Here is a 24623-nt window from a genome sequence, read left to right as displayed (position 1 = left end):
TTAGAATTTCTAAAAACAATAATCTATAGAGTTTAGGAGGAGTTTTTGTGAAAAATAATGAAAAAAAAATAAACATATTGAAAGATATAATTCTAAAGAATATTTTTTTGGAAAGTGAATTTTTCGAGAGAACCAGCAAAGAAGTAGTTGAAAAAGTTGCTGAAATATCAATTAAAAGAGGATATGTATATGAACAAAAAAAGAGAGACTTAAACTTAATAGTTACTTACAGGATTTTTTTAGAAGGAGAAAAAAATAGAATAGCTTATTACGTTTTAACCTTCAGAGTGATTTTCGAAACGGATATGGATTTCGAAAGTTTTTCAAAAAACAAAAGGGCCGAAAAGTATTTCCTTAAAAATTTTGTAGATAGTGTACTTTGGCCCTATCTTAGAATTTATTTAAACGAAATTTTAATGAAGACATCATTGCCAAATATTGTACTACCATTAAGTACAGGCAATCAACAGATTGATCTTCAAGATAATAAGCATTAATTATTAAGTTTTTTCTGAATTTCAAGAACGATTGCCTCAGCGGTTGCTAAATTAGTAGCAAGTGGAATATTGTGTACATCGCAAATCCGTAAAACAGCGGATACATCAGGTTCATGGGGTTGGGCAGTCAACGGATCCCTTAAAAAGATTACAAAATCTATTTTCCCACCAACAGCAAGAGCACCTATTTGTAAATCTCCCCCCAATGGTCCAGATTCAAAAGTTTGTATCTCTAAACCAACCTTTTCTTTTAAAATCTTTCCTGTGGTTTTTGTAGCATAAAGTTTGCAATTTTTAAATACATCCTTCCATTCTTTGGCAAAGAGTGCAAGGTCTAACTTCTTTTTATCGTGGGCTATTAAAGCTACATTGACCATAATCTTCCTCCTCAAACGTGAAAAATAAGTTTCTAAAAATTGGTTTTACTGAGTGTGTTCAACAGTTTCACCGTGTTTTCAACATCGCTATAGGATAACATCTCGTGGGGTGAATGTATGTATCTAGTAGGAATAGAAATAGTACCACTAGGGATTCCAGATTTGGTTCTTTGATAGCCTGCAGCATTTGTTCCTCCAAAGGTTAATACCTCGAACTGATACGGTATGTTGTTTGCCAAAGCAGCATTTTTTATCCATTCCACAACTTCTCTGTCACTTACAGAAAGATTGTCTTTTATTTTAATACAAGGTCCTTTTCCCAAAGCCATGCTCATTCTTTTAAGAGCCTTTGGAGTATCCAAGGAATCCGTGACATCTATAGCTATTGCTCTGTTGACTTCATAATCAAAAGTCGAAACAAAAGAACCAACCAAACCTACTTCTTCTTGGACTGTAAAAGCAAATAAAACGGTGTGTTGATTATCTTTCATGTTTTTGATAGTTTCTATTAAAATGGCGCATCCTATCCTGTCATCCATCGCTTTTGACATACAATAATTACCATAATCGACAAAACCTTCAGCGAAAGTTCCAAACGTGCCTATAGGGGCAATTTTTTCCGCTTCTTCTTTTGAAGATACGCCTATGTCAACAAATATATTGTCCAAAGATAAGTTCTTATAATTATCTTTTAATTCTTTTTCACTTTCTCCCTCAACTCCTACAACCCCTATTCTTCCATTAAAAATCAACCTGGAACCGATCAAATTTACAGGGTTTTGGCCCCCAACTTGTTCTACTTTTAGAAAGCCTTTGTCTAAAATGTGCGTAACAACAACTCCTATTTCATCCATATGAGCGTCAAATAATATAGTTTTTCCAGAGTTGCCTTTTTTTGTAGCGATAAGATTTCCTAGCTTATCTGTTTTAATATCATCCACATGATCTTTGATCTGTTCTTTTATAAAATCTCTCACTTGATCTTCTCTTCCACTTGGTCCATAAAGTTCCGTAATTTTTTTTATTAGCTCTTTCAATTTTTTTGCCACCTCTCTTAAAATGGTGTGTTAACAACTAGTTGCTTTACCAATTGGTAGGTATTTTCATAATCTTGTAAATTCATTATAGATTGTGGAGAATGTATGTATCGGCATGGTACAGATATTACTCCTGCTGGAATTCCATAAAGAGTCTTTGCGAGCCTAGCCGCATCTGTTCCTCCTGCCGTTCGCATTTTGTATTGGAATTTAATCCCTAATTTCTTTGCAGTATCTACAATTTTTTCAAAGATCTCTTTGTTAAGTACTAAACCGCTATGCATGAATGTTAAGACCGGCCCATTTCCGATATGAGTTGCCCATTTATCCGGGGTGTTTTCAGGGTTGTCACCAGCAGTTGTACCTTCTAATACAATAGCGAAATTTGGGTGTATTTTTGAAGCTGCAGTTCCTGTACCTCTCAGCCCTGTTTCTTCCTGAGTAGCAAAATTGAAGTATGTGTCGTAAAGAGGTTTCTCGCTGTTCTCAAAAAAATAGTCAATTATATCCATCATAATAGAACATCCAACCCTATCATCAAAGGCTTTGGCTACAGCATAGCTATTTTCCTCATAATAAGTAGTATCAAATGTAACCATATCGCCCAAATGGACCTTTTTAGATGCTTCCTCTTTGTTAGAAAACCCAGCGTAGACCCTTATACTTTCATATTGCTCAACTTTGTCGGTTTCTTTTTCTAAGTGAATAGGTGTAGAATTGACAACAGCAGATATTTTTTCGTCGATTTTTAATCTCTGACTTTTTACTACCCTTGGGTCAACTCCTCCAACGGGAGATATGCCAAAAGTACCGTCTTCATTTATTCTGGTGATCATAAAACCAACTTCGTCCATGTGTGCGTCAAGCATTAATTTTTTGGAAGAATCTTTACCTTTAATTAAACAAATTAGGTTCCCCATGTTGTCTTCGGTAATTTCATCGACCTTGTTAGCAATATTTGACTTGATGTACTCTTTTATTTTTTCTTCTCTTGAAGATATTCCAGCAAGATTGGTTAAGTCCTTTAAATACTTCCTCATGATTTTCGACGTCCTTTCCAAGTTAAACTAGTGTTTAAAGCAAAGAGAGATAATAATTTTGCGCTTTCTTCCACATCTTTTACATCTACAACTTCGTTTGGAGAATGCATGTTAAGGATTGGAACTGAAACAACACCTGTTTTTACTCCGGTAGAAGATATTTGTACTACATCTGCTTCGGTGCCACTGCCTCTAGTAAAAGTTTCTATTTGGTATTTGATATTGTTATTTTTTGCAGTTTTTGTTAGTTCTTCGAAAACACTTCTTGTAACGGTGGTACCTATACCTATAACTGGCCCTTCACCCAGCTTGATAGGCTCGACATTTTCCGGTAGTTTTTCGCCAAAGGTTACATCAATTACTATGGCAAAATCTGGTTTTAGATGGTAGGCACTACCTTGTGCTCCAACTAATCCCACTTCCTCACCTTTGTTAAAAGATAACATCAATTGCCCTTCAAATTTAAGATTTTGTAGATACTCTAACGACTTAATAAGTACCGCAGCACCGACTCTGTTGTCTAAAGACTTATTTGATATCTTCCCATTTTCAAGTTCAACAGCCTGGACTTGTATAACGCCCATATCGCCAACGTTGATACTACTTGTTCCCCCTGAAATTGAAAAATCGACGAAAAGCTCATCAAAGGAGGGAGATTTTTCTCTGTCTTCTTTTTTTTGAAGGTGAGGGGCTAAAAACCCTATTACACCAGTTTTTTCTGCATTATTCGTTTTAAAAAGAACCCTTTTTCCTACCAAGGTTCTTGGATCGACTCCACCAACGGGAGAAATACGAGCGAAATGATCATCAACTATTTTTGATATAACTATTCCAATTTCGTCTACATGAGCAAAAAAGGCAATTTTGGGACTCCCATTTCCATAAGTTGCCACTAAATTACCTATTCCTACTTTTTCTAATTTTATATCTGGTGAGATGTTTTTTAATTCTTTTTCAATCAAAGGAAAGGTATAATTTTCAAAAGAAGACACCCCAAACGTATTGGATAAATTTTTTAGTAAAGTAGAAGTATCCATTCATAACCTCCTTTTTGGTTTTCACACAGCATAAATACTGTTTTAAAAATTAAAAAAATTGATTTAATGTTCCTTTGCTCCAATATCTTTTTACAGTTCAACGGGTTCAACTAATGCTTTGTTTTCTTCAATCCTTATGGCAACAGGTGACTTCGGCCATTCGTAGTTAAAGAAAGGGATACCCGCGATTTCTACTAATGGTGAATTTAATTCGTAAGCTATAATGAAAGCGTTTTTTTTGTTGGTAATTCCTGCTCTTAAAGTTCCAAATACCTTTCCAAATATTATAATACTTCCACCCGCGTTAACTTCTGCACCTTGGTTTACATTTCCAAAAACTATGATGTCTCCAGGATTTTGTATTACTTGGCCGGATCTCAAATGTTTTCTATAAATTTGGGTACTCGAAAGGGTTAACTCTTTGTTTCCCACTTTTCCTTCGGGAAGCTTTCCAAAATAAGCTCCGGCAACGTTCAATTCAAGACTGTTGGCGAATTTTACGATTCTATTTAATAGATTATGCTGAGAACCGTCTTCGAAATATACGTAAAAACTATCTCCAATGTTAAAAAAACCTTTCATCTTAACAAGTTCTTTTTTAAAATGTTCAAAAAGATCTTTTTGCGTGTTCCCTTTCGAAAAATAAAAGATTATGTCTCCGTCCATAATTTTTGCATATACGGGTTCATCCATCTAAACCCCCCCTAATACAATTTTTAAATCAAAAACAAAATTCTATGACCATATATATAATAACATAAAATATAAGAAATATTACATAAACAAAAATTATTTGGCAAGTTCGTTGTGAAGAATTCATTGACCATAAAAGAAAAATATGATACAATCTAACAGTAAACATTTTTTGTAATAATTTATGTTATAACAAAAACTCTTAACAACAAAACTCTTTTGGGTGGAGAAGGAAGGGTTACTAAAGCAAGTTTTAGAATTTCTAAATAAAGTTAAAAGAATAATTTTGGAGGTGTATTTATGTTAGAAAAAGTATTTGATTTTATAAACTTTGGTCCTGCAGGTGCCACAGATGCCGGTAACACAGTCGAGCAAGCGCAAACTGCTCCCACAGGTGGTGGGTTCGGTGGATTGTTGTTTTTTTTAATAATCATAATCTTAATGTGGGTTTTATTGTTCCTTCCACAAAGGCGACAAGAAAAAAAGCACAAGGAAATGATTTCCGCTTTGAAAAAAGGTGATAAAATAGTTACATCCTCAGGAATCATAGGAAAGATAATATCTATAACTAACGAGAGAATCAGAATTTCAACAGCAGATAAAACAGAGATTGATATAACGAAGAATGCCATTGCAGGGGTTCTTTCTAAAAGCGATAAAACCGAAGTAGCACCAGAAAAACCCGAAGCTGAAGATGATAAATAGTATTTTAAATTGACTTTGTTCAGGGGGTGAAATAGTTGAGAAATCGAAGGATACGAATATTCTTTACTATAGTAGTTTTTGTTTTTGCATTCTTAGGCTTAATTTTACCTTTATCAGATAATGTGAATGATATAAGCATACTCCGGTTTTTCCCAAATATAAATTTAGGTCTGGATATTCAGGGGGGAGTGCTTTTAGAGTATAGTTTAGATGTACCTGAAGGAGTAGATACTTCTGAGGTTGTAGGTAACGTAATTACAGTTCTAAGGAGAAGATTGGACAATGCTGGTTACACAGAAGCAATAGTTTCCGAAGTTGTTTCCGGTGGAGAAAGCAGAGTTCGTGTTGAGATTCCTGGTATATCAGATACTCAGAGAGCTGAAGAACTCATAGGTAGTAAAGGAAAGCTTTACTTTGCAGAAGTATTGGAAGTTGTGGAATCTGAAACACCCCCACAAATTACGAGAAATAGGACTATAGAAATAAATGGTGAAGAAATAGAAATGTATAGTTACGTTAGAGATAGTAATAACCCTAACCTTTGGTATAGGGTGAAAAATGTTTTCGAATTTGGAGATGCTCCATTTCAGATTACCGGTTTAGATGTCAGTGATGCCGTTGCTTCTCTTAATAGTCAAGGGGCAGGATTCGTTGTTAATTTGAATTTCAATAATGAAGGAAGACAAAAATTTGAATTAGCGACTGCAAATTTAGTAAATCAAAGAATTGCGATCATTTTAGATGATGAAGTAATAATTGCACCTGTTGTTAGAGAAAGGATATCGCAGGGAAGAGCCGAAATCAGCGGAATAGAAAGTATGGAAGAAGCGCAAAACATTGCTGTGCTGATAAAGTCAGGGAATTTACCAGTAGATTTGGTTAAATTTCAAGAAAGAACCCTCGGCCCTACTTTGGGAAGAGATATTGTGACCACAATTATAAACGCTGGAATCATTGGGCTTTTAATAGTAATGATTTACATGATTATTGTTTATAGATGGATGGGGATAATTGCTGATATTGCGCTAATATATAATACACTTTTGTTACTGGGAATTTTAAGTTGGACAGGAGCAATATTAACTCTACCAGGTATTGCTGGTATAATCTTAACTTTTGGCACTACAGTTGACGGAAACATTATTATATACGAAAGAATAAAAGAGGAACTTAGAATAGGTAGGCCCCCTTTAACCGCTGTAAAGTTTGGATTTAATAAAGTTTTTTCAACTATTTTTGATGCCAATATAACAACTATTTTAGCTGGTTTAGTTTTATTCTTTTTAACAAGTGGAAGTATTAGAGGTTTCGCAGTTACACTCATAATAGGTGTTTTAGGTGCGATGTTCACCAACCTTGTTGTAAGTAGGTTGCTATTAGAAAGTACTTCACACTTTTTGAAACCTGAAAAGTATGTGAAGGGAATTGTTGTGGAAAAAGGGGGGAGTAAATAATGCCAAATATAGATTTTGTGGGAAAAAGAAATTTTTTCATCTATTTATCTCTTGCGTTGATACTCTTTTCTGTAATAGTGATTTTTGTAAAAGGGTTCAATTTTGGCATTGATTTTTCTGGCGGTAGTGAAATAATCGTATCCTTTGATAAAAGTTATTCAATAGATGAATTGAGAAACACTTTGCAAACTATAGATCCAGATTATACCACCGCTAAGATAATTCAAACTAACCCAGGCGGAGGAACTTCGGATCGATTCTTTTATATAATTACAGTAAGTGATTCCTTTCCTACCCTGGAAGAAAAACAAATGTTTATAAATAGTTTAGAAGAATCTTTTTCTGATTCTAGTTTAAATATTGAACAATTCAACGATGTTTCAGGCTATGCAGCTAGGGAGATTCGATCGTATGCTTGGTATGCTGTAATTACTGCTTTGATAGTTTTGTTAGTATATATAACCATTAGGTTTCAGTTTTCCTACGGTGTGGGGGCAATTCTATCTTTAGCTCATGACGTTGTAATCACCTTAGGTTTTTATTCCCTGTTTGGTATAGAAATGAATTTAACTGCTGTAGCAGCATTTCTTACTTTAGCGGGTTATTCTTTAAACGATACTATTGTTGTTTACGATAGAATAAGGGAAAATAGAACTAAAAATCGTGGGATGGATATAGAGGGAGTTACCAATAAAAGCATTAACGAAGTTATTGTAAGATCATTAAACACTTCCTTGACAACATTCATAGTTGCTTTTATGATGTTCCTTTTGGGAGGTAGATCAATAGCTTCATTCGCATTTGGATTAACTGTGGGAGTCATAATTGGAACTTATTCTTCTTTGTATATCGCAAGTCCAGTTGTTATTGGTATGGTAAAAAGGCGTAAAAAAACACAAAAAGCTTAATTAAATTAGAATAATAAATTTAAGAAAAACATGCCCTCATTTGAGGGCATGTTTTAAAGCGTAACAAATGCTTTTTTAATATATCCCTCTTTGTCAATATATTCTACTTTATAAGTATCTCCTAAAACTCCTTTTAATTTTAGGATGTCTCCACGACTTGCAATAGCTATTATTTCTCCTTGCTCGTTTGTGATTTCTGCTTGATTAGTGAATACTTGCAGATAGATATTCTCAAACTTCAAATGAACATACTTTGTGGATTTATTTCCATCGTCGTCATAAGCCGATATTTCAAGCACATTTGATGTAAGCTTTTCAGGATTTATCTCCAATGATAGATAGTAAGATTGGCTGTTAACTAAAAAAGTTTGACCTAATATTTCAACTTTTGTAATAAGATTGTTATCAAAAGCACTAAGAAGCAAAGAGTTGTTTTTATCTGAAATCAAAAATTCTGAAGGTACGTTTATAACAGGACCCTCTAAGATAGGAATGTTTATAGATTCTTTCCTTTCGAATGTTACGGCTTCGAAAAGGCTTATAGGATTATTTTTATAGAAAAATTTGTTTTCTACTTGTTCAGGGATATTAGTGGTATACTCCCCATTTTTTCTATAGGAAACAGAATATCCTTTTTCAAAAATAATACTTTGCAAAGGTATATTATTTTGCTGAAGATCTATAAGGCTTAATAAGTTTCCTTTACTCAAGGCATACAAATACCTTTCATCATTACTCCAAGTTAAATCAACAATTTCTCCGTTGGAAACATTTATAGTCGATTCTAAGTTTCCGTTTTTACTATTCCAAATGTACACATTTCCATCAGTTGTTCCTGTGGCTATGTAATTATCATCGTGGCTCCATTCAATTGCCTTTATTGAAGCTGTAATAATCTCAAATCTTTTATATAATTGATTAAATCTTCCATCCCATAATCGTAAAATCCCTTCAAATCCTCCCATAGAAAGAAAATTTGAATTATTAGCCCAATCTAGTGACCAAATAATATATGGGAATTCTTCGATGTAAATTGTATTTTTAAATTTTGGAAAATCTGATATACTTACTTTTTTATCTAAGCTTGCCACTGCTATTTTAGTTTCGTTGTAATTAATAGAAATATCTTTTATCCAATTGTTATGAAGATTTTCAACTACCTTATAAACACTCAAATCTGGTAGCGTAAGTACATAAACATTATTCTCCCATCCCCCTGCAATTAAAAACTTTTCCGAAGGAGAAATCTCCAAAGTGGTTAATTTAAAATCACTTATCTTCTTATTTTCTATTAACGTACCTTCAGAATTGTAAAGCGATAGGTATCCAGAATTTTCTGAAAGTATCAAATATCCATTTTTTGTTATTTCAAAATCAACTATTTCTTCAGAAAAAGAAAAATGATTTTCAATTATTCCTGAATCAATATTAAATACACCTATTTCACTGTCGGAAGTTAAGTAATAAATATGATTATTATTTCTTATAATTTTTATAACATCGGGTTTTTTTAATTCCAGTAATTTTTCAATTGATTTTGAATAGATATTTAAAGAGTATATGTTAACTCCATCGTTTAAATAAAGAATATCGTTTTTTTCATTACTCCATTCAATAGCTTTTATATTAAAATTATCAGGCTTTAGTTCTTCGAGTATTTTTAAAGTTGAAGAATCAAAAAGGATAATCTGATTATTCATAGTTAAAACAGTAAAATTTTCATTTAATGGTGAAAAAGAGACCTCTCTAATTGTTAAACCTAATGAAAAAGAATTTATTATCTTCAAGTCTTTATCCAATACATAAATATTTCCGTTCATGGAAAAAGCAAAAACATTGTTATTTACAATCGATAGTTTAATTATTGAATAATTATCAATTTCGATGGCTTTTATTTCTTTATTGTTTAAATAATCTATCAAAAAAATCTTACCTGAATGGTCTGCTACCAATATTGTACGTTCGTCGTAAAATTCTGCAACCGTTGGGATCGTGGAAAATCTCCGTTGAAATTCGACCTTTCTTTTGGTAATATTGTATACGTAGACCGTTTTATCTAAGGAAGTAAATATTATTTTATCTCTAAAACTGGATAAAGAGGAAATAGATTCGTCGGTTACGTTAATTTTGTAGTTAAGAAGAGAGGTATCGTTGTTAAAAACTTCTATTGTTCCATCACTTTCGGCGATTATAGTATATTTATTGTCGAGGATCCATTCCACATGCGTTGGTATAGAAGAAGTTGAGTAATAATGGGTAATGCGCTTTTCTTTCAAATCATAAGTTTTAAGGTAATTATTCTCCACAATTGTAGAAATTTCGCCGGTATTTTCATTTACAAAAAAATCAATAATCTCCGAATGTTCAAAATTATTTACTATTAAATTGGAGAAGATGTTTATACTGAAAATAGTCAAGAAAAAAATTAAGAAGGATTTTCTCAAAGCACTCAACTCTCTCTCATAGATTTTTGATTCTCTATTTTCTATTATATAATAAAATGGCCTTAAAAAGAATGCCAGTATAAAAATTAAAGGCTTTAGAAATTAAACAGCGCTGAAATAGCTGGGTTGGGAGCGGGGCGAAATCTTTTTCTCTTCCTTATGGGGCGCTATATATAAAGTTTTAGGCTAAGAGCAAAAGGAGGCTTTAAATTTGAGTGAAAAAGTAAAAATAGTTAATGTAATAAAACAAGATGATAACTATTTCGCTACCATAGAGAATAATCCTTTTTATCCTGATGGAAAAGGAGGGCAACTTGGAGATAGGGGTAAAATTGATTCTGCTGAAGTTTTAAGCACCACAGAAAAAGGTGTGGTCTTAAACAAATATTTAAACCCTGGTGAGTATTTATATGAAATAGATGAAAGAAGAAGATGCGATATAGCTCAGCAACATACTGCACAACATATATTATCAGCTGCTTTTGAAAGAATAGCTTCATTAAAAACCGTTAGTTTCAAGATGGGTGAAGAATATTCTACTATAGATTTGAATGGACAGAATATCGGGGAAGAAGTATTAAATAAAGCCGAAGAACTTTCAAACGATATAATTTCTAAGTGCATAAAAGTGGAAGAAATATTTACGGATAAAGAAGGAGTTCAGAAATACAATTTAAGAAAACCTCTAAGTGATAAAGTAAATGGTGAAGTGAGGCTGATAAAAATCGATGATTTTGATATATCTGCTTGTGGTGGTTTCCATGTAAAAAACACAGGTAACATCAACCTTTTAAAGATAACAAATACAGAAAGAGTGAAAGGGAATTTAACGAGGGTGTATTTCTTAGCAGGTCTTAGAGCCATTAAGGATTATTCACAAAAAGATTTAATTTTAAAAAACATTTCTGCTATCTTGACATCGGGGTTGTATGATTTAAAAAACAAAATAGAAATTCTATTAAATGAGAACAAAGATTATAAGAATAGTATTAAAAAGTTAGCAGAAAAAAATGCATATTATCTTGCAAAAGATTTAATCGAAAAACCGGTGGTTGTGAATAAAAATAAAGTAGTTTACCATAAAAAAGAGGACGAAACAGCGGATTTCTTACACAAATACGTGGATTTAAAAGATTATACACTCATTATTGAAGATGAAAAGAACAAAACCTTTTCTATTTTCTCAAACAATATTAACTGTAAAGAGCTTATAGACAAATTAAAAATGAATAACAATATCAAAGGCGGTGGAAGCGAAGTAAGAGGTAACATAAGCGGCGATATAAAATTCGAAGATATTCTCAAAATATTAGAAAAATAGCCCAATCATGGGCTATTTTATTTTTCAGAAATAAACTTTCTAATTCTTAGATTCAAATATTTTCACGTAAAAATTTTCTATGTTTTGTTCGTTTGTATTGTTTTGAAGTAAAACTATATTTGTATATGGATCATAATTTTTGCCGGGTTCGTATAATTTGGAATTTGGGTCCAAGTCCAATAATCTTTCGATTTCATCTTTTGATAAATGAACGGTTTTTGGAAGAATGTGGATGTCTTTTCCTAATCCATCTTCTATAAATTTATCTAGACTAATTTCTTCATTTTTTTCATAGGAGACATATTTTAGGATATCTATAAATATCTCAGCTGGATACCCACCTGTAATTGCTCCAAAGGGATTTTGCTGTTCGTCAAAGAATACAAAGGTTGGTGTATATCTGGCACCAAAGGCATAAAACAACTGACCATAATTATATTCTTCTCCTTGAAATGTGGCTTTTTCAGTGGTAGGAAAGATTTCAACAAAAACAAATTCTGTGCGTAGCCATTTTTGAATCTCTTCATCCAACAATGTTGTTTCTTTAAATTGAGTACACGCTGGGCAAGTAGGTGATGAAAACATAACTACAACTTTTTTGTTTGTTAATTCGGCAACTTCGAAAGCTTCATTGAAATTTTCAAAAACAAATTCATCTAAAGGGACAGAAAATATTGTAATTACTGATAGAATAAATAACGTTACAACGAAAAATTTTTTCATAAAGTATACCTCCATTTTATAATACACTTATATTGTTAAAAATCCCAAAGGAAACCATAGCACCCACTACTATAAGTAAAATACCACCAATAATTCTCAAGGATTTTTGCCATTTAGGTTCTCCTAAGGTTACTTTAGATAATATTTTACTGACGATGCCACTAAAAAATAGAAACGGGATGGAAATACCCAAAGAATAAATAAAAAGTAAGAGAGCACCTCTCATTGCTTCTCCAGTAGTCGTTGCTAAGGTAAGAATCGAAGCCAATATTGGACTTGCACACGGGATCCATACTAAAGAAATTAGAATCCCAATTAAAAAGGCGGAAAAAAAGGAATTATTTTTATTGTATTTTCTTAGGTCTATATTCTTTGCAGAAATCAAACTTTTATTCATCAAAAACAGAAATCCAAATAATATTATTAAAACACCAGCAACTATGTTGATAACACTTTGGTACCTTGCAAGCATCATACCAATACTACCAGAAATACTGCCTAACAGGGCAAAAAAGAGAGAAAGACCAAGAAAAAAGCCAAAACTCCTTTTGATGACCAAACGAGTGTTTGAGATATCAGGGATCACCAATGCGAAAAAAACGGGTATTAAAGGGAAAACACAAGGGCTGAAAAATGATAATAACCCACCAGAAAATGCTGTTAAAAAACTAACAGAATTTGTAATGGCAAGAGAATTCATAGTGTTAACTCCTTTTCTAAAATTATTAAAAGTTAACGATACCCTACTAGGGTATTTTAATTATATCACATTAAAAGGAATTTTAGCAACAAAGGTGGAGATAAAGATTTCCTGAAGAAGTAGTAACGTTATTTACTCAAGGAAAGCAACAGATAATTAGATGGAAAAACTAGTAGAAGCTTTCTCGGACATATTGTACAAAATAAAGATAAAAGATAATATAAACATCAATAAAGAAAAGATGCTAAAAAATGTGGAATTTCTCTTTTTAAAAAGGTATCAATAAAACTTTTTAGGCAGGAAGTAGATAATTAATTTAACCACTTCCTGCCTAAAAAAGTTCACTTCTTTATCCAGTCGAAAACTTCTTTTTTTGAAATAGTGGCTAAAGCTATGTAGTTATCAGCTCCACCGTAGTAAACGTAGTATTGATCACCATATTCAACCAATGCATCTGAGAATACAACGTTTGGAACTCCTCCGAAAATCTCCCAGTTTTCCTGAGGTTCTAAAATGGGTTCTTCTGTTCTTTTTAAGACCTTTGTTGGATCTTTTAAATCTAAGAGCATAAAACCTAACCTGTAGATAGGTCTGATGTCTTCTTGAACACCATGATACAAAAACAACCACCCATAAGGGGTTTTTAAAGGTGGACCGCCTGCTCCGATCTTTAAGTTATCCCAATAATCTTTTCTTGGAGAAGCAATTTTTACATAATTGTCCCAATGTATTAAATCATCAGAATATGCAAACCAAATATCTGGTTCCAACCTATGAATTAAGATATATTTTCCATTAACTTTTTCTGGGAACAAGGCAGCATCTTTATTAGGACTTTCTGGTAAAATAGTTCCGTATCTTTCCCACATAAAGAAATTCTCTGTGGCAGCCAAAGATATTTTGATATTTCTCGGAGAATAAGCTGTGTAACACATATAATATTTTCCGTTTATATACGTTACTCTTGGATCTTCAACGCCGTACAATTCTGAGACATCTGAAGGTTCAAATACCGGTTTTTCCATTCTATTAAAGTGTATACCATCCAAACTTACTGCATAGCCAATCCGAGAAACCATATCTTCTCCTTGGGCGCGGTACAACATATGAAAAACTTTCCCGTCATACACTACCGCAGGATTAAAAACAAACCTAGACTCCCACAAATGCATTGGATTAGGTCCAAACAATGGGTTTGACAAATGCCTTTTCAACTTCAAATTCAATATATATCCCTTCCTTATAACGACAGTTTTTTAATTGTGATTATTTTAGAGACATTGAAATTCCTTGCAAAAATGCCTTTCTAAATATTATGAAAATGAGCACCATCGGTAAAGTTTGAATCACCGAACCTGCCATTACTGGTCCAATATACGCACCGTACTCGTGATTAAAGCTTGCAAGCAAGACAGAAAGAGGCATTTTATAATAGTCCTGAATAACAATGAGTGGCCACATAAAATTATCCCATACTCCGATGAAAGTGAATAGCCCAACAATGGCTATAACCGAATTATTTAAAGGTAGCATAATTCGAAAAATAATAAACATATCAGAGGCTCCGTCCATTTTTGCAGCTTCGATGTAGTCGTTTGGTGTCCCTCTAAAGCTTTGAGTCATCATAAAAATGCCCCAACCACTCATAATAAAAGGAACGATTAAAGCTGCCAACGAATTCAACAGATGCATATTTCTCATTAATATATATAAAGGTATGGTAAACATGAATCCAGGGAACACCATTTGAAAAATAATAAAATTAAATATCCCATCTCTTGCCTTAAATCTATATTTTGACAAGGCGAAAGAAATTATAGCAGATGTTATTATAACACATACTGTGACGGTGACAGACACAAATAAACTTATAAAAAATGCCCTTATAAACGGTCTATTCATTCTTTCGGCGCTTTCTAATATAAATCTAAAATGTTCTAAAGTGAACCTCGTTGGTAGGAATCTGGTATAGATTTCAGCAGAGGGTTTTACCGATGCCAAGAATAGCCATGCATAAGGGTACAACCAGATTAGAGATAAAAAAAACATTACTATATGAAGAATTACATTTCCAGATTGTATTTTTTTATTTGTCATACTAAATCAACTTCTCTCTCCATAGTTTTCCTTATTACCCAAATCATTCCAAAGCTTATAATAGCTACAAACACTGCCATAGTTGCAGCGTAAGTTGGGTCCATTCTTTGAAATGCTGTAGTAATCATATGCATCATCGGGGTTAAAGTACTTCTCATTGGCCCACCCCCGGTTATCATATAGGGTTCTGTGAATATTCCAAAAGCCAAAGTAATAGCCAACACCAAGACCATTATTATAGAAGGATTTAATAGTGGCAATGTAATTCTAAAAAACTTTGTAAGACTTCCTGCCCCATCTAACTCTGCTGCTTCATATAAAGATTTTGGTATAGCGGTTAACCCTGCATACAGTATCAAGCCATAATAGCCAATGAATTTCCAAATAACAATCAATGCAATGGAAAACATCGCCCATTGTGGGCTTGTAAACCAAGGAATAGTGATACCAAAAAGACTATTTAGGGCTTTATTTATTGGTCCATTGACAGAAAAAAGGTTTGAAAACATAATTGAATAAGCAACTCCTGATGAAACATTGGCTACCAAAAAAGAAAGAGCTACAAATGTTTTGCCAAACTTTATTTTGTTCAAAGCAATGGCAAAGAGTAAAGCTCCTATTAACACAAGAGGAATATAGTACATCATAAAACGAAAAACATTAGTTACTGTTTTCCAAAAAAGAGGGTCGGTTAAGACCCTTGTAATATTGCGAAAGCCAACGAATTGGGGTGATCCGACAAACCTCCATTTAGAAAAAAGAAGTATGAACAACCATACAAAAGGATAACCCCAAAATATTGCCGCATAAATTAAATATATTGAAGAAATACCAAAGCCTTTCCTTGCTTCTTTTTTTGCTAACCCTATTCTTTTACTCATTGTTTTAACCTTCCCTTACCAAAGGATTCTGTTTATAGCCTTAATTGCATCATCCAAAGCTTTTTGAACATCTTTGGTGCCATGCATCAAAGGTTCAATCAATTCAACAGTCATGATATCTTGTACGTCAACAGTTGTTGTAATTGGTGCAGGAGGAACAGCATAGGGGACATATTTGGCATATTCAGCCGCTAAAGGATTTGCCTCCCAAAAATCAGCAAATATTTCATTAGTTAACAAGTCTTCTCTTGCTGGTGGCATTTTGGTGTATTCTAACCATTTCGAATCGAAATCTTCTCTCGAGAATACCCATTTAACAAATTCCCAAGCCTCTTCCAAGTTTTTTGTAGTATTAAAAATTACAAGCCCCTTTGCATCAGCAAAAGTATAAATCGGTTGATCACTTGGATAATTGTCAGGAACTGGTGGCGATGTAATAACAATATCATCAATGACGTCTGGATACTGATTCTCGGCATAAGCGATGCTCCAAGGACCCATCAATGTTCCAGCAATTGCTCCGTTATAAAATGGATCAGAACCTAAGTCTACAGCAGTCCATTGGTTATCAAACATTGTTTTGATAAACTGAGCTACTTCTTGGCCAACTTCGTCGTTGAATGTTGCTTTCATTCTTTCAGTATCTATATATGATTTTCCTTGACCTCCTGCATAGTAATACGTAATGAAGTCAAACCATCTATCCCACCAATTTCTACCTGCAATTACTTGGATGGAATATCGTTCCATCGGTACCACAAAGTTTTTAGAAAATTCGTAGATCTCCGAGTACGTTCTTGGGGGATTATCAAAGCCAGCTTCTTTCAATAAAGAATCTCTCCACCACATCAGAACAGGGTTTGAATAAATAGGTATAACATATGCATTACCGTTTATTTTCCAGCCTTCTATGATACTTCCCATCTTTCGTGTTTCAACAAGTTCATCGAAACCTTCCAATTCATTTAAAGCTACTAATTGGCCTATATCCGCTAACTGTGCCGCAAATCCTGAAAAGATGTTGGTGGAAATATCCGGGGCTCTTCCCGAAGCTATAGCTGTTAGAATAGCTTCTTCTGAGCTTCCTGCTGCAGGAATGGTAGACCACTCGATATCGATTTCAGGATGTAAAGTTTCATATTCAGCAACGACTTCCTTCCAAAACATTTCTTGTTGTGGATTAGGCGCGGTCCAAAAAACGAGTTTTGTCTGGGAAAAGGCAAAAACCGTCAACAATAACACAATAAAAACCACTGTTAACTTTTTCATACTGATCATACCTCCTTTGAATTATGTTACTACCCGATAATAATTTATAATTTTTTAAAATAAGTCATTTTATTTCTTATATTGCTTGATCACTATTCCTAATTCTTAGCTCTTATCGTACTATCCCTTTCGATAAAGGTGGTGAATAACGAGATCATTGCTGGATGAGGATTCTTTTCATTGATCAAATCTATTAGTCTATTTAAAGCGATATTCCCCATCTCAAACTTGAAAACTTTTACCGTTGACAGTTTAGGTTCAGAAACTGAAGAAGAGATAATATCGTCAAATCCAATTAGTTGAATATCTTTTGGGACATGAATTTTTTTCTTTTTTAAAAAATTTAAAATTATTAAAGCTATAACATCATTTGAAGCAAAAATTACATCAGGTTTTTTGGATAAAGATAAATTTAATGCATATAATATACCTTCTGGAGTTTCGTCACACTCAAATGTTTGAGGCAGCAATCCAAATTCAGTCATCGCTGCCGTGTATCCTTCAAATCTATTTCTAAATCCCCAATATGTAAGTGGACCGTGAATATGTACAATCTTTTTATATCCTCGTGAGATCATTTGTTTTATTGTATAATAGGCGCCATCAAAGCCGTTTGAGATTACGGAATCAACTTTTAAAGCAGGAATGTAATTATCTACAAGTACCTTTGGTAAATATGAATTTTCGACTAACTTAGGTAGACGGTCTCCTCCCATTATAAGCAAGCCATCTAAACCTTCCAGTAATTTTCTGTTTCCATTATCAAAGGTTTCCAATTTTATTTGGATGTTGTTTTCTTTTGCTAAACTTTCTATTCCTGCTAAAACAGTTGTGTAGAACTCTCTTATACCAAATGAATCATTCTCCTTGAGAATTTTGTCTATCCTTTTACTAATGACTAAACCAATGTTATAAAAACTTTTTTTGTTGGCTAAATTTCGAGCGATTCTCGAAGGTTTATAATCTAATTCTTCGATAGCTCGCAAAACTTTTTCTTTAGTTTTTTTTGAAACATTGTCTTTTGAATTCAAAACTCTTGATACTGAGGCTATCGATACACCAGCTAATTTTGCAACATCATCTATCTTTGACATTTAGTAATACCTCCATATTGTAAGCGCTTACAAAAAAATTATAACAGCATCCTAAAAGAAAGTCAAACCTGGTTATAACCAAATAAGGCCAATTAAAGGTAATTATTCTCAATTATTTGAAAAAATCTCCATTTTTCTAATAAATCGGGTTTGAGGAAATGTATTTAGAAAATCAAAAAATAAGAAAATAGGAGATTTTGACTGCTAAAGGTCTATAATTGCTTTTAATTACATTTAAACAGTTATAATCGACTTTGCATAGATTCTTTTTAGATGCTATAATTATTAAGGAGATTGTAAGCGTTTACATAAAGATAAGACAGAAAGTCTGTTTAGTTTGGAGTATCCCAATAAATATATTTATGAAAGAGGAAAGGAGGAGGAACAAAAGTGAAAAAAGCGAGGATCTTTGTAACTTTAGTAACGGTTCTTCTTGTTACATTCACCCTTTTTGCAGAGGAAAAGGTGTTAAAAGTTTCTACCGAGCAAATGACAAACCTTGAGGTTCCATTTGTGGTGAGTTTTTCTGAGTTGTTGGATTTTGTTGGATATGATTTCGATGCGAACTGGAATTCTATCAGAATAAAAGATTCGAAAGGGAACGATCTTCCCTATCAGATTGTGGATGTAGATCAAAACGGAAGAATTTCTTCTTCAGATTTTCTCCAATTTGTATTTAAGAATGAAGCCAATATCGTTGTCTCGGATGATTGGGATTTAGACTTACTACAATTCGAACCAGCTTTCACAATCGAGGAAAAAGACGGGGAATACAATGTAATAAACAAAAATTTTATGGTCAAGGTAAATAACCACGGATTAGCAAATTTTACTAAATATGGAAATGTTGAAGGAATCTTGTACAATGAACTCGGGACAGCAAGAATTGCAGGCTGGTCAGGTAGCACATACTATGTAGACGGGAAATTAGGCAAACACGTTGAAACAACATCTATGGGATTAACCGTGAAGGATTTAAAAGTTTTTGATCCAGGACCTGTCGCTGTAACTGTTCAGGCTGTACTTTCCTATGAAGATCTTCCTGGTCTCACACAAAATTTAACCACACATATTTTTAAAACTGGTGATGTGTTAGTGGAAAATGAATTTTCATTCTCCAATTACGTGGACATAATGAAATTACAAGTTATGGCTACAGCACCTTTAACAACCGTTGATGATAGTTCTTTGCATATCACTCCTATATTTAGAAGAATGATTTGGTCAGAGCAATTAGGAGTAACTCCATATGAATATTGGAAGGAAAGAGATGCAGTAAAAATAGTTGATGGAAATGCTTATGTTGTTTTTCCAGCAATCGATTCAATGAAGCCTTTATGGTGGGGAGCAACCTATGCCTTTGTTTCTATGGAAGATTGGAGGGCTAATTTTTCTGAGAAATATAGTTTGATAGCTGCCGAAATATTACCCGAGACAGCCGTTGTTTATTCTGACCTTAAAAAATTTGTTTATAATGATTTTTGGTTTTACGAAAGTAGAGAATTTAGAGATGGAATTTTTAGATGGATCCCAGGAGAATTGAATAATTATGAAGCTACAAAAGGCACCTTTGAAGGAACTAATGAAGCTGATTGGATGATGAAATTCAAAGCCGGAGACAAAGTTACTTATACGAGATATTTCTCAATCTATTCCGCAAAGGACACTGTAGAAGCTATAAAATTGCTTGAAGGAAGAACACACGAGATACAAAACTTAAAACTTATTATTCAGTAAACCTTTTATTTCTGCAGCATTTATAAATGCTGCAGAAATATTTGTTAGCACAAAGTTTATAGGGAGGAACAATTATGAATCGGAGGAAATTCTTCATGTTTTCTTTTCTTTTTTTATCTGTAATTTCTTTTAGTGTGCCAGAGATGAATCTTAATCATCTTGAATTTTTAAGGGACGAGTTTATAATAGAAGGCGAGACAAAAATCGGTTATTGGATATATGCTGAAAAATTCGGAGATACATATGTTCACACAGAGGCAAAAGGCGAAGGAGTAACTTGTGTAGATGATGTAGCAAGGGTTGCAGTTTTGTACACAGAACTTTATAAACTTTATCACAACGAATTTTACCTTCAAAGAGCAAAAGAAGCTTTAGATTTTGTGATGGCACTTCAAGATTCTGATGGAGATTTCTATAACTTTATTTTTGATGATGGTAGTATTAATAAGCAAGGGATAACGAGTAGAAAATCAGCAAATTGGTGGGCGGCAAGAGGATTTTGGGCTATCTCAAACGCCTTAGAAATCTTTGATGAGGATAAGGATTTCCAAAAGAAATTAGACAATTCTGCCAAATTAGCTTATAGTTTTTTATCAAAGAGCTTGGATGAGGATTATTTTTTAAATAAAAATTCGGATGTTTCTTCCGTTTTCCTTTTAGGGGTTATTGAATATTACAAATATACGGGGTATGAAAGTGCAAAAGAATTGGCTATAAAAATTGGAGATTCAATTCTTAATACACAGATAAAAGAAGGACTAATGAAGGGGGCGTTCAACGAAGGAACGGATTACCAATTATGGCATAGTTGGGGTAGTAGACAAGGGGAATCTTTGATTGAACTGTACAAGGTAACAGGAAATACTAAATATTTAGATTCAGTAATCTTTCTAGCAGATGAATTCTATCCAGTATTGCTTTCTCTAGGTCCTGTTTATGAAATAGGAAAGTATATAAAAATGTATCCTCAGATTGCTTATGCAGTTGAACCAATAATTTCTACCTTGGTGAAATTATACTCCGTTACCCTTGAAGAAAAATATGCCTACATGGCCGCATTGTTTGGAGGGTTTTTTGAAAGGAACAACCATTTATCTTCTCCTATGTACGGACCAAACGGTGAAGGTTATGATTCTTTACACTCAATATATATAAACAGCAATGCTGGTGCTGAGTCGACAATATCTGCTTTGCTAAGTTTAGTCAGATTAAAAACCTTACCTTCCAAGGTTCAACCATTAACTTTGTCTAAAATAGTTAGTGGTCGAGAAACGCTAATATTCGAAGCTGAAAAAATGGATACGGGCATTTATTATTTTGAATTGGATAATACCAATAATATCCGGATTAAAACTGAGGAAAGCATAAGGATAAGACAAAAAATTGACAATTTTTATTCTGGTGAATATGAAGTTTACATATCCGGGTCTTTTGATTCTAAAACCTACGTTAAAGCTTCTTCTGAAGATAATTCAACAGATAAAAACTTAGATCCAAATGAGGGCATCATGTACGTTGGGAACTTAAATATGGAGGAAAATCAAATTATTTTGTACTTAAAACCTGAAAGTGGTTTTATTCACATTGATCAAGTTATTTTGAAACCAATTGATCCCATTTTTATATTTGACTTTGACCAATTTTATTATGAATTCTCAAAGGGCAAAATTGTAAAAACAGCTTATGAAACAACAACAGAAGAAAGTTTATATACTCAAACCGCGCAAGTTGAAGGTGTTTTTATTGACAATAGCTTTTTATTGACTATAGAAGAGCTATTTAACAACGACGGTATAGTAAGTTTTTCCGACAGAAAATCCGGCAATTTTGATAATTACGATGGAATAATAGGGGCAAAATACCCATCAGAGGAGCTTATAAAATATTTAACGAATAATGTGTTCTTTTATGAAAAGGAAGATGTTTATTTTAAATTTAAAATTGATGGAAAAGACAACCTAATACTAACTTCTCAAGTTATAAATCTAAAAGATATAGAAAAAATATCTGATTACATGTACATTGTAGGAGCGAGCGACCATGGAAATTATACAGGTAAAGTAATGATCCTTTACCAAGATGGATCAACTCAAGAAGTGAACATTGCCTTTTCCGATTGGTGCCAGACTCCAATTTATGGTGAAACTGTTCTTTTGGAATTTGGTTATAGATACGATAGCTTAGGAATAACAGAAAATATAAATCCGAAAATGTACTTGTTGAAGATTCCTTTAAAATCTACGCCTGTGCAATCTATCTTTTTGCCTCAAATTCCAACGATGCATATCTTCGCCATATCTTTAAAGTGAATTCGATTTAAGAGCCCACTTATACTTTTTGAAAATAGAAAGATGAAACTCATTAATGAATAATCGATTCTTATTCAAAAAAAGACTTGGGAGTATCCCAAGTCTTTTCTAAAGGATCATATCTTTTTTGATGACACTTCCATCAATGTCGTATATTTCGAAATGGATCTTTTTTATTTTTAAGATATTTGTTGGATCGTATGTTTTCACATCTATTTTGAAATCATTACCTACTTTTGTTATATCTATCTTTAAATTACCAAACTCACCTTTTGTAAAGTTGTAAGTGGTTCCATCGTCATCATAATAATTGTAAATAGCGTGATCGCTTACCAAACCAATAACTGTTAGTTCTGTAATTTCTTTTTCACCAACATAATTCATAGGTTCGGAAAGAAGTATTAAGTTATTTTCTTTTATGAAGAGAGGAATTTCGTTTAAATCTGCCTCAATGTAATAATCTCCTGGCTCATAAACTTTCATATTTCTTTCTTCGTATTTAGAAGCCGTCCAATTTAACCAATTCACTTCCGGCAAGTGTACATATCTTCCCTTTTTGTTTTGTTCGTGAACCGGTGCCACCATCAAAGAATCTCCGTACATGTATTGATCTTCTATATCTTTCACCCTATCCCCTTCAAATACAAAAGATAACGGTTTTACAAATGGAACCGATTCTTTCACGGAGTTCATATATTCTGAGTAAGTATACGGTAGAAAAGCGTATCTGAGCCTTACTATATCCCTCATGATGTTCAATGATTCTTCATCGAACTGCCAAGGTTCTTGAGGCCTTGTATTTAGTGCAGTATGGTTTCGATAAAAAGGTGTGAACGCACCTAACTCCATCCATCTTATGACTAATTCGGCAGATGAATCTGCTCCAAAGCCACCAACATCAGCTCCCGTATAGAAAAATCCCATCATGTTTAAAGATTGCAGCATTCTTATATTAACAAGCATATGTTCCCACCAAGATTTATTATCTCCCATCCATATTGAAGCCATCCTGTGAAGACCAGGATAACTGCTTCTTGACAGTAGCAAGTATCTTTCATTCGGTAATAACTCTTTAAGCTCATCCGCAGTTGCTTTTGTCATGTTGAATCCGTATAAGTTATGAACCGTATCGTGATTTATTAAACTACCGTTGTCTAGTTTGTGGTAAAAACTTATATAATCTTCTCTGTTACTGGCTATGTTCAAAAGTGTTTCTCTTGCCAAGAAAACTTCTATACCAGCATTTTCCTTATTTTCCTCTAAATATTTTAACATTTCCAAAAGATTGTCTAAACCTTTAGGAGTATAAAATATTGAAGGTTCGTTCATATCGTTCCAAAAGCCTTTTATTCCCATATCTGTAAAGAGTTTATACTTCTTACCCCACCATCTTCTAACTTCTGAGTTCAAAAAGTTTGGAAAGTGCGTGGGCCCTGGCCAGACAGCTGCAACAAAGTTATTACCGTTTTCATCCACGCAGAAAAAGCCTTTTTCCTTACCTTCTTCGTACATTTCATAATCCTTTTCTATTTTTACTCCAGGGTCTATAATCGGTATAATTCTTATTCCCATTTCTTTTAGGTCTTTTACCATCCCTTCGTAGTTAGGAAATTTTTCTTTGTTTATGGTGAAAACCTTGTAACTATCCATGTAATCTATATCGGTGTAAATGACATCACAGGGTATTCCAGTTTCTCTGAATTTTTTTGCTACATTTCTAACTTCCTCTTCAGAGAAGTAACTCCACTTTGATTGCTGAAACCCAAAGGCCCATTTTGGAGGGATATAAGGTTTCCCAGTTAAATCAAAGTATTCCTTTATTATGGATAGCTTTTCATCAGAATCAAAGATATACAAATCAAAATCTTTTGAAGGGAGGGTTATCTGTAAAATATCTTTATCTGTGAATCCTATGTCAAATATTATTTCAGAAGGATAATCAATGAACAATCCGAAAGTTTTTTTCCCATCCAAGATCATAAAAGGATGAGAACCGTATAAAGACATTTTGTCAGGGGTGTGTTCGGGATCATCCGTGTTGTAGAATCTATAAATTTTACCTCTTTTGTTCAATGCCCCAAGAGTTTCTCCTAATCCATATACAACATCTTCTTTTGACATCTTGTATATGAAATTTATTTTGTTGTCTTCTTCTTCAACTTGAAAATATGGGATAGTATCGTTTTGTTGAAAATCTTTGCTTTCTAAGTCAACTATCACCGCCCCAGTTTTAAAAGGTTTGCCGCTTCTGTACAAAGTAGTGTATTGTGTTAACTGCGTCTTTGCGAACATAGATAAAT

Annotated in this window: 22 protein-coding genes; 8 read left to right on the top strand and 14 right to left on the bottom strand. The window is 33.3% G+C overall.

The window, feature by feature from the left end; genetic code table 11:
* Positions 1 to 47: 47 nt before the first annotated feature.
* Positions 48 to 497 carry a hypothetical protein gene (locus X928_RS01125; protein ID WP_103078122.1) on the top strand — a complete coding sequence of 150 codons (450 nt, stop codon included), beginning with the start codon at positions 48 to 50 and terminating at the stop codon, positions 495 to 497.
* Here the strand turns inward: X928_RS01125 and mgsA are convergent.
* The 5 genes from mgsA to X928_RS01100 form a co-directional block, all read right to left on the bottom strand.
* Positions 494 to 874 carry a methylglyoxal synthase gene (gene mgsA / locus X928_RS01120; protein ID WP_103078121.1) on the bottom strand — a complete coding sequence of 127 codons (381 nt, stop codon included), beginning with the start codon at positions 872 to 874 and terminating at the stop codon, positions 494 to 496. The genes X928_RS01125 and mgsA overlap by 4 nt on opposite strands.
* A 32-nt stretch (positions 875 to 906) precedes the next feature.
* Positions 907 to 1911, bottom strand: coding sequence for a M42 family metallopeptidase (locus X928_RS01115; protein WP_103078120.1), 1005 nt, complete (start codon positions 1909 to 1911; stop codon positions 907 to 909).
* Between the two features lie 17 nt (positions 1912 to 1928).
* Positions 1929 to 2951: a M42 family metallopeptidase gene (locus X928_RS01110; RefSeq protein ID WP_103078119.1), complete on the bottom strand. Its 1023-nt coding sequence runs from the start codon at positions 2949 to 2951 to the stop codon at positions 1929 to 1931.
* Positions 2948 to 3988 (bottom strand): M28 family peptidase, encoded by a 1041-nt coding sequence (locus tag X928_RS01105; RefSeq protein ID WP_103078118.1) that lies wholly within the window; start codon positions 3986 to 3988, stop codon positions 2948 to 2950. Before X928_RS01105 ends, X928_RS01110 begins: the two co-directional genes overlap by 4 nt.
* A gap of 90 nt (positions 3989 to 4078) precedes the next feature.
* A complete protein-coding gene (locus tag X928_RS01100; protein ID WP_103078117.1) occupies positions 4079 to 4681 on the bottom strand; it encodes a septum site-determining protein MinC in 603 nt (200 codons plus the stop codon).
* Between the two features lie 300 nt (positions 4682 to 4981).
* On the opposite strand from X928_RS01100, the gene yajC reads away from it, so the two are divergent.
* From yajC to secF, 3 genes are read left to right on the top strand one after another with little or no spacing between them, the layout of a single operon-like run.
* Positions 4982 to 5386 (top strand): preprotein translocase subunit YajC, encoded by a 405-nt coding sequence (yajC, locus tag X928_RS01095; protein WP_103078116.1) that lies wholly within the window; start codon positions 4982 to 4984, stop codon positions 5384 to 5386.
* A 35-nt stretch (positions 5387 to 5421) separates the two neighbouring features.
* Positions 5422 to 6840, top strand: coding sequence for a protein translocase subunit SecD (secD, locus tag X928_RS01090; RefSeq protein ID WP_103077639.1), 1419 nt, complete (start codon positions 5422 to 5424; stop codon positions 6838 to 6840).
* Positions 6840 to 7748 carry a protein translocase subunit SecF gene (gene secF / locus X928_RS01085; protein WP_103078115.1) on the top strand — a complete coding sequence of 303 codons (909 nt, stop codon included), beginning with the start codon at positions 6840 to 6842 and terminating at the stop codon, positions 7746 to 7748. Before secD ends, secF begins: the two co-directional genes overlap by 1 nt.
* A 53-nt stretch (positions 7749 to 7801) precedes the next feature.
* Here secF and X928_RS01080 read toward each other — a convergent pair whose 3' ends face one another.
* Positions 7802 to 10192, bottom strand: coding sequence for a WD40 repeat domain-containing protein (locus X928_RS01080; protein WP_146026611.1), 2391 nt, complete (start codon positions 10190 to 10192; stop codon positions 7802 to 7804).
* Positions 10193 to 10403: 211 nt separating this feature from the next.
* On the opposite strand from X928_RS01080, the gene X928_RS01075 reads away from it, so the two are divergent.
* The gene (locus X928_RS01075; RefSeq protein ID WP_103078113.1) at positions 10404 to 11513 is read left to right on the top strand and encodes an alanyl-tRNA editing protein; all 1110 of its coding nucleotides are present in this window, start codon (positions 10404 to 10406) and stop codon (positions 11511 to 11513) included.
* 39 nt (positions 11514 to 11552) lie between these two features.
* On the opposite strand, the gene X928_RS01070 is transcribed toward X928_RS01075, so the two are convergent.
* Together X928_RS01070 and X928_RS01065 are read right to left on the bottom strand one after the other, a co-directional pair.
* Entirely contained in the window at positions 11553 to 12236 is a 684-nt protein-coding gene (locus X928_RS01070) for a thioredoxin family protein (RefSeq protein ID WP_169926251.1), read from the bottom strand.
* A gap of 16 nt (positions 12237 to 12252) precedes the next feature.
* Positions 12253 to 12936: a cytochrome c biogenesis CcdA family protein gene (locus tag X928_RS01065; protein WP_103078111.1), complete on the bottom strand. Its 684-nt coding sequence runs from the start codon at positions 12934 to 12936 to the stop codon at positions 12253 to 12255.
* A gap of 160 nt (positions 12937 to 13096) precedes the next feature.
* Here X928_RS01065 and X928_RS10310 point away from each other — a divergent pair, with 160 nt between their 5' ends.
* Positions 13097 to 13222, top strand: coding sequence for a hypothetical protein (locus X928_RS10310; RefSeq protein ID WP_281255709.1), 126 nt, complete (start codon positions 13097 to 13099; stop codon positions 13220 to 13222).
* 55 nt (positions 13223 to 13277) lie between these two features.
* Here X928_RS10310 and X928_RS01060 read toward each other — a convergent pair whose 3' ends face one another.
* The 5 genes from X928_RS01060 to X928_RS01040 form a co-directional block, all read right to left on the bottom strand.
* Positions 13278 to 14162, bottom strand: coding sequence for a glycoside hydrolase family 130 protein (locus tag X928_RS01060; RefSeq protein WP_103078110.1), 885 nt, complete (start codon positions 14160 to 14162; stop codon positions 13278 to 13280).
* Between the two features lie 40 nt (positions 14163 to 14202).
* On the bottom strand, positions 14203 to 15033 hold the full coding sequence (locus X928_RS01055) for a carbohydrate ABC transporter permease (RefSeq protein WP_103078109.1): 831 nt from the start codon (positions 15031 to 15033) through the stop codon (positions 14203 to 14205).
* Entirely contained in the window at positions 15030 to 15914 is an 885-nt protein-coding gene (locus X928_RS01050) for a carbohydrate ABC transporter permease (RefSeq protein ID WP_103078108.1), read from the bottom strand. The genes X928_RS01055 and X928_RS01050 overlap by 4 nt, the downstream gene beginning before the upstream one ends.
* Positions 15915 to 15929: 15 nt before the next feature.
* Positions 15930 to 17183, bottom strand: a complete 1254-nt coding sequence (locus X928_RS01045) for an extracellular solute-binding protein (RefSeq protein ID WP_103078107.1) — start codon at positions 17181 to 17183, stop codon at positions 15930 to 15932.
* Between the two features lie 98 nt (positions 17184 to 17281).
* Positions 17282 to 18277: a LacI family DNA-binding transcriptional regulator gene (locus X928_RS01040; RefSeq protein ID WP_103078106.1), complete on the bottom strand. Its 996-nt coding sequence runs from the start codon at positions 18275 to 18277 to the stop codon at positions 17282 to 17284.
* A 390-nt stretch (positions 18278 to 18667) separates the two neighbouring features.
* Here X928_RS01040 and X928_RS01035 point away from each other — a divergent pair, with 390 nt between their 5' ends.
* Together X928_RS01035 and X928_RS01030 are read left to right on the top strand one after the other, a co-directional pair.
* Positions 18668 to 20014, top strand: a complete 1347-nt coding sequence (locus X928_RS01035) for a hypothetical protein (protein WP_103078105.1) — start codon at positions 18668 to 18670, stop codon at positions 20012 to 20014.
* A gap of 95 nt (positions 20015 to 20109) precedes the next feature.
* Positions 20110 to 22323: a YyaL domain-containing protein gene (locus X928_RS01030; RefSeq protein WP_103078104.1), complete on the top strand. Its 2214-nt coding sequence runs from the start codon at positions 20110 to 20112 to the stop codon at positions 22321 to 22323.
* 108 nt (positions 22324 to 22431) lie between these two features.
* On the opposite strand, the gene X928_RS01025 is transcribed toward X928_RS01030, so the two are convergent.
* Complete coding sequence (locus X928_RS01025) at positions 22432 to 24615, bottom strand: TIM-barrel domain-containing protein (protein ID WP_103078103.1); 2184 nt, start codon at positions 24613 to 24615, stop codon at positions 22432 to 22434.
* Between the last annotated feature and the right edge of the window lie 8 nt (positions 24616 to 24623).

The organism is Petrotoga miotherma DSM 10691 (genome assembly GCF_002895605.1).
Taxonomy (GTDB): Bacteria; Thermotogota; Thermotogae; order Petrotogales; family Petrotogaceae; genus Petrotoga; species Petrotoga miotherma.
This window is presented reverse-complemented; position numbering and strand designations above follow the sequence as displayed.

Coding starts and splice junctions, on each gene's coding strand:
- secF (WP_103078115.1), top strand. CDS start 6,840: ATGCCAAATATAGATTTTGTGGGAAAAAGAAATTTTTTCATCTATTTA.
- X928_RS01070 (WP_169926251.1), bottom strand. CDS start 12,236: ATGAAAAAATTTTTCGTTGTAACGTTATTTATTCTATCAGTAATTACA.
- X928_RS01040 (WP_103078106.1), bottom strand. CDS start 18,277: ATGTCAAAGATAGATGATGTTGCAAAATTAGCTGGTGTATCGATAGCC.
- X928_RS01055 (WP_103078109.1), bottom strand. CDS start 15,033: ATGACAAATAAAAAAATACAATCTGGAAATGTAATTCTTCATATAGTA.
- X928_RS01110 (WP_103078119.1), bottom strand. CDS start 2,951: ATGAGGAAGTATTTAAAGGACTTAACCAATCTTGCTGGAATATCTTCA.
- mgsA (WP_103078121.1), bottom strand. CDS start 874: ATGGTCAATGTAGCTTTAATAGCCCACGATAAAAAGAAGTTAGACCTT.
- X928_RS01030 (WP_103078104.1), top strand. CDS start 20,110: ATGTTTTCTTTTCTTTTTTTATCTGTAATTTCTTTTAGTGTGCCAGAG.
- X928_RS01045 (WP_103078107.1), bottom strand. CDS start 17,183: ATGAAAAAGTTAACAGTGGTTTTTATTGTGTTATTGTTGACGGTTTTT.
- X928_RS01100 (WP_103078117.1), bottom strand. CDS start 4,681: ATGGATGAACCCGTATATGCAAAAATTATGGACGGAGACATAATCTTT.
- X928_RS01025 (WP_103078103.1), bottom strand. CDS start 24,615: ATGTTCGCAAAGACGCAGTTAACACAATACACTACTTTGTACAGAAGC.
- X928_RS10310 (WP_281255709.1), top strand. CDS start 13,097: ATGGAAAAACTAGTAGAAGCTTTCTCGGACATATTGTACAAAATAAAG.
- yajC (WP_103078116.1), top strand. CDS start 4,982: ATGTTAGAAAAAGTATTTGATTTTATAAACTTTGGTCCTGCAGGTGCC.
- X928_RS01065 (WP_103078111.1), bottom strand. CDS start 12,936: ATGAATTCTCTTGCCATTACAAATTCTGTTAGTTTTTTAACAGCATTT.
- X928_RS01105 (WP_103078118.1), bottom strand. CDS start 3,988: ATGGATACTTCTACTTTACTAAAAAATTTATCCAATACGTTTGGGGTG.
- X928_RS01050 (WP_103078108.1), bottom strand. CDS start 15,914: ATGAGTAAAAGAATAGGGTTAGCAAAAAAAGAAGCAAGGAAAGGCTTT.